Raw genomic sequence first — 6412 nt, 5'->3', positions numbered from 1 at the left:
CGGTACATGGCGCCTGAGCAGATCAATCCGAATATCGATGAGAAACTCGTCCCGGCCACCGACATTTATGCCCTCGCCGGTGTCCTGTACGAGCTGTTCGCCGGGGCGCCGCCGTTCGACCCGAAACTGCCCCTGGTGGCGCGTTATGAACGGCAACGGAATGTTGTCCCGCCGCCGCCCGCCGGGGCACCGGCGCCGGTGGCGAATGTCATTATGCGGGCGCTCGCCGCCCAGCCGGCCGCCCGCTATCCGTCTGCCCACGACTTCGCGATTGACCTCGCTCGGGCCGCCGCGGACAGTTACGGGCCGGGATGGACCGCACGCAGCCAGTTCATTCTGCATGTGCGCGACGATGTCCGCCGGGCTGCCGAAGCTCTGTCCGGTACCGCCCCGGCCCGTCCACTCGACGGGTGGGCCACCATCACATCGACCGGCCGGGCTGCGGCGCCGGCTGGCCCGCCAGCAGGCGGTTTCCAGCCCGGCCGTGGGGTTCGCTCGCCGCTGCCGCCCGGCGACTGCGACGCCGCGCTCGAATCGCTGAAACAGGGTACGCGGGGACGGCTACGCCGGGCCGTCGGGCGGGTGCAAGCTGCCTTCGGTGCGCCATCCCTCACCGAGAAGGATCTCCGGCGTGCCGCGGGCGCCTATCGGGACGCGCTGAGCGCGGCGCTCAGGGATCGGCCCCCGCTGGCGGTCTGCCTGTTCCGCTGCTTCGACGCTCGCATTCCCGCCGACTTCTACCAGTCCGCGTTCCGGCTGGACGACGCGGACTGGCTCATCGCAGTGGCGCAGCGGACTGGCGCAGAGCAGGACGAGCGGGACGTCCTGACCGTCGTGATGGGACTGGCGGCGCGGTTAGGCCTGGGGGCGCCACTCGTCGCCGCGCGCGACCGGATGGCTGGCGTGCTCGGCCAACAGCGGGACGCCGACGCTGTCGTCTCCCAGTTGTTGGACTGGCAGGACCTGCAGGTGCTCGACGCGGGCGTGGCCGAGGCGGTGGTACGGGACTACGTGACGCACACATCGCTGGATCAGGATGCTCCCGTCTGGTCGGCCTTTTTCGCCCACCTGCCGGCGGCGCTGCTACCCGACCTTTTTGAGGTCAGGCTCTTTCTCGGCCGGGGCGCGGACACGGCGCGGCTGGCCGACACGCCGGTGCGGCAGCAGGCAGCCCTCGAGTGTTGCCTGCGGTCGGCGCTGATCGAGGACGTGCTGGCTGGTGTGCGGCTGGCCGGCCGGATCAACGCGGCAACGCTCCCGGCGCTGCACGCGCGCGCCGGTGACCTGTTGTTCGACTCCGGGCGGTACACCGAGGCACTTACCCACTACCTGGCGGCCGACCGCCCGCACCGGGTCAGTGAATGTCACGAGCGGCTCGGCGAGGTCGATGCGGCGCTGACGTCCTGCCCCGACGACGCGGCCGACCGTCTCGCCCGACTGGTCGGGCTCCGCCTGCCGGAGGTCGATGCGCTCGTGGAGCGGCGGGAATGGGACGAAGCCGCCCGACGAGTCCAGGAGTTGGCCGGCCACCTGCAGCGGGCAACGTCGGCAACGCCGGCAACGCCGGCAACGGGAAGCCTGGCGGATCGCCGGGATGAGGTCGACGCGTTGCGGGCCGCCGTCAGTGTCGCGGGCCGGCAGCACTTCGCCGACCTCGTCAGGCGAGCGCCACCTGCCGACGTGTCCGCGGCCTACCTGAGCTGGAGCCGGTTCGAGGAAGCCGCCGGCGAACTGTCCGAGGCGGCTCGGCGGGCTGAGGAAGGAGGTGACCGTTACCGGGCACACCGCCTCTACCGGCAGGCTGGACAGTTCGGGCAGGCCGACCGTGTGATCGAGGACGAACAGTCGCCGGAAGGCCTGGCCACCCGCGCCGCCTCGCTCGAGGCCGGCGGTGACCCGGTCGCGGCCGCCCGGCTGTACGAGCAAGCGGGGCGGTTCGAGGAGGCAATCCCGCTGTTCGTCGCGGCCGGCGACTTCTCCGCCGCGGCCCGTTGCCTGATCCGCTTGCACGGGGACGAGGCCATCGCTGATCCCCTGCTGGCCGACTGCCTGCGGCGCACCGGGGACATCGAGCAGCTCGCCCGACTGTGCCTCCAGGCGGTCGAGCGCGACGGGTTGGCCAGCCCGGCCGCCGACGAACTGCGCCGCCTGCAGCTCGAAGCTTTGGTCCCGCCGTTCCTGGCGCCCGAGGTCGACGCGGTGCTGGAAGCCTTGGTGACGCAGGCCCGGCGCCCCTTCGAGGCACGCACGGCCAGGTGGGTGGCCCTGGCCCGGGACGAGATCAGCGACCGCTACGCCAGCATCTGGGGTCTTGACCTGGGCACCACCACCTGCACGGCCGCCATCTACGACCGGCGGACGGGGCAGGTTGTCCTGTGCCCGGTCCGCGGCAGCGATGTGCAGTTCGCGTCGACCCTGAGCTTGGATGATCAAGGTAATGAGCTGGTCGGCCTGCGTGGGGAGGAAATCCTCGGTGGCTGGGTGCGCGGCCACATCAGCGGATCGAAGCGGCGGATGGGCAGCAGACGGGTCTACCGGATCCGGGATCGTTCCTACCGGTCCGAGGAGGTCGGGGCCCGCCTGGTCCGGCACGCCCGTGGGCTGGTGGAAGGCTTTCTGGCCGACCGGGTGCGGGAACGGGTCGGCGAGCTGGCTCGGGCCGAGCTCGGCCAGCTGCGGGACGACTGGCTCACCTGGGCCGAGCAGCACCACGACCTGCGGATCGAGCGTGAGCGGGTCGTCGTCACCATCCCCGCCTACTTTCGCAACAACCAGAAGCGGGCGACCAGGGACGCCTGCGAGATCGCCGGGGTGCAGGCAGTCCGGCTGATCCACGAGCCGACAGCCGCCTGCATGAGTGCGGCCCGGCAGCGGCACCTCACCGGCCGGGTCGTGGTCGTGGACCTGGGTGCCGGCACACTCGACGTCAGCTACGTGGAGGTCAGCGAGGACCTGTACGAGGTGCAGCGGGTGCTGGGCGAGAACAACTACGGCGGCAACGACCTCGACGAAGCTGTAGCCGGGGCACTGACGGAGCAACTGCGGACGCAGGGCGTGCATGTTCCGTCCACCGGTACCGCGCGCCGACGGCTCGGCGTGGCCGCCGAGTACCTGAAGATTTCGTTGTCCTCGCAGGAGCACGCCGAGTACTCGCTGCCGAGCTTCGTCAATGACCAGGACGTGCGAGTTGCGTTAAGCCGGGCCAGGCTCGCCGCCATCCTCGACGAGCCGCTGCGCATCCTGCGTGACACCTGCGTCAGGTTCAAGCGCGAGCTGGGGGAGGATCCGAAGATCCGGCTGTCCGAGCAGCCGGATCATCTGGTGCTGGTCGGCGGGCCGATGCTCTCCCCGCTGGTGCGGCACATCGTCGAGGATGCCTTCGGCGGCCTGAAACAGACTATGGTGGCCGATCCGCGCACCGCGGTGGCCTCCGGCGCGGCCATTCAGGCCGCTGTGCTCGCCGGTGTGCTCGATGAGCGGGTGCTGCTCGATGTCACCCCGCTGCCGCTGGGCATCCGGGTCGTCGACGAGAAGGACCGGCAAGGCTTTTCGGTCATCATCGATTGGAACACGCGCATCCCGGTCGACCGGAAGAAGGACTACACCACCCACCACGACAACCAGACGGCGATAGACGTCGAAATCTTCAACGGCGACCTTGACACCTCAGCGAAGATCGGACAGTTCCGCCTGGACGGCATCCCGCCGGCTCCGCGCGGCACGCCCCGAATCGAGGTGACCTTCACTATCGACGCCAGCTGCCTGCTCAAGGTCACCGCCCACGACGTGGCAACCGGAAGATCCAGGTCGATCCAGGTCAACGACGCCACCCTGCTGTCACCGGGTGAGCTGGACACCATGGCACGCCGCCGCAAGGAGCAGGAGGAGCGCGCAGCGCGGCGGGCCGAGGTGGATCCGCTGCTGGACCGGCTGCGCGAACTGGTCGTCGAAGCCGACAGCGGGGACGGCGGCGCGCTGCAGGCCGAGTTCCGGGACCGGCTCGCCGCCTTCCGGCCGACAACCGAGAAGCGGGACCCCCAGACCGAACTTCTGCTTGCCGAGATGTTCAACCCAGTCAACCAGATGGAGCTCGAGCGGAAACTGCAGGAAACAACCGGGACGCTTCGGGACCTGGTGGCGAACGCGAAGGAATACCTGGCCCCCAAGCCGACCGGCGCGGACACGAGCGGCGACACGCGCGCCAACGTGACCGGCACAGATTCAGCCGGCCGGCCTGCGGATCCGGCCGTGGCGCGGCATCTGATCGCCGAGCTGGAGCGTCAGCTGGGCCAGTTGCGCCCCCTGCTGGCTCAGCTGACGCAGTACAACACGGCCCTGGTGCAATTCGCGGTGACGGCCCACGGCCCGCTGCACCGCTTCAGGGAATGTCACGGCGCCGGTGACCATCTGAATGCGATCAAATCGCTTGGAATGTCGGTCCCGGATCGGCTGGAGGACGTCGAGCGTCTGCTGCAGTGCCTCGCGGCGGTCGGCGATGCGGACCGCTACCGGCAGGTGCTGACGGACCATGCCCAACGACTTCAGGTCACGCTGCTCGGCCCGACCAGTCCCGCGGCGTTCCACCCAGATGCGGGGCCGGCCCTGGTAACGGTGGGGAGCACGCTCGCCGACCGCCGGGTGCTGGGCACCGGATTCCTGATCTCGGACCGGCTTGTCGTCACCAACCGGCACTGGTTGGTGGACCGGACCGGCGGCACGCCGGTGCTGCTGGAGCCCGCCCAGATCGACATCGGACTGCAGACCGGCGCGCGCTCGGTGGGGCATATCTTCCTGCCCGAGTCGTCGCATTGCGATGTGGCGCTGTTGCGGCTGACGGAGCCGGCGCCGGCGCGCCCGCTCCGCTTGGGCTACCCGAAACTCGTCCACATCGGTGACCGGGTTTGGGTGGCGCCGGCGCAGTCGGGGCCAGCACCGGCCGACGGCGTCCCACGGCCGCTGCGCCAGGGCACCGTCGAGCAGTTCGAGTCCTTCCCCGAACAACAGCTCCAGCTGGTCCGGACCAGTCTGGTGGTGCCGCCCGCGGGCAGCGGTGGTCCGCTGTTCAACGACCTCGGCGAGGTGATCGGGATCCTGACAGTCGGGGATCAGCCGAAGGCGAGGAGGGGAGCTGCGACCACAGCCGGGGACTTCGCCCTGTCCGCCGAGGTCCTCGATCCGCTGCTGGAACGCGCCGGTTACCGCAGGCTCGGGCCGCCAGAAACATAACGCCGTGCCCCGTCAGAACGCGGCCGCGGCCATCACGCGGAAGCGGGTCTTGTCACCCTAAGTGAGGTAGGCCGCTGGCTTGTCCAGGTTTCGTGGCCGGGCCGGGGTCGACGGGGCTTCCGTCGGACACTTTCGCCGTCCGGCAGCGCCTGTGCGCTGTGCGACGGCGATGAGCACGGTGACCGCGCGAAGCGCGAACGACTCTGCTCCCTGATTGGCGACAGGAGCGGGGTGTACGCGGTTCACCGCCCGATTCCCGCGTGACCTGCGAGAATGAGGTCACCGGAGAGGGTGACCGGTGGTGGGGTAAATGGTTCGAGTCCTCCCTCGGACGCTCTCGTTCGTACATGATCGGCGCAGGCTTGGCTTCGGCGATCACTCGGTGGGCTCCCGGTTCGTAGGTGCGCTGGAGTCCGATGCGTTCCGAGCCGTACGTGCGTCACGGCCCTCAGGCTACGACCGCGGGAAGGGTGGCTACCGGCGGCAGGATGCACGGATGGCCGACCCATAGCTGGATGCTGTCGCCCGTCCGCCCCTGCGGGCCTTCGGCGAGTAGGTCGAGCAGGACGGCGGCGACGTCCCCGGCTGCCATCAGCCCGGGCGCCGGCGGGCGGTCGCCGAGGAACCTCCGGTACATCGGGGTGTCTGTCGCTCCCATGCCGAATGAGTTCACGCGGACCCCCTGCGGGCGCAACGCCTGTGCCCAGGCGTGAGTCAGGCCGTTGAGAGCCCACTTCGATGCGTCGTAGAGGTCGAATGCCGTGCCGCCGCCGGGCGGCCGAGGGGTGCTGGCCCATGGGCAGGCCGGAGCGTCGGCGTGGTCCAGCGCCTCGGGCCAGCCGCAGGTATGGATGTGGTCGGTGGTCACGTTGACGATGTCACCGCCCTGGCGCACGAGGTAGGGGATCGCGGCCCGGCCGACGAGGTACGCGCCGCGGATATTGGTACCGAGGGTGCGGTCGCAGTCGTCGACAGCCTTGTCCCAGGAGCCGCTGACTGGGTTGGTCGGCAGGCACACGGCGGCGTTGTTCACGACAATATCGATACCGCCGAGTCGCTCGGCTGCGTCGTCGACGAAACGGCGGACGTCGTCGGGCGAGGACACGTCGGCGACGGTCGCCCAGAAGGAGCCGCGGCAGCCCGCCAGGTGGGAGGCCAGGTCCTCGACGGATGCGTCGGAGTCGCA

2 protein-coding genes are annotated in these 6412 nt (G+C 69.9%); one reads left to right on the top strand and one right to left on the bottom strand.

Annotation, left to right across the window (positions count from 1 at the left end; all coding sequences use genetic code 11):
• Positions 1-6: 6 nt before the first annotated feature.
• Positions 7-5226, top strand: coding sequence for an Hsp70 family protein (locus U9977_RS17615; RefSeq protein ID WP_322750370.1), 5220 nt, complete (start codon positions 7-9; stop codon positions 5224-5226).
• Positions 5227-5674: 448 nt separating this feature from the next.
• On the opposite strand, the gene U9977_RS17610 is transcribed toward U9977_RS17615, so the two are convergent.
• On the bottom strand, positions 5675-6412 hold a 738-nt coding region (locus tag U9977_RS17610), incomplete at its 5' end, for an SDR family oxidoreductase (RefSeq protein ID WP_322750369.1).

The sequence above is a fragment of the Protofrankia sp. Cas8 genome (assembly GCF_963555845.1).
Classification (GTDB): Bacteria; Actinomycetota; Actinomycetes; order Frankiales; family Frankiaceae; genus Protofrankia.
Note: the sequence above shows the minus strand (reverse complement) of the source record. Positions and strands in the feature narration are given on the sequence as shown.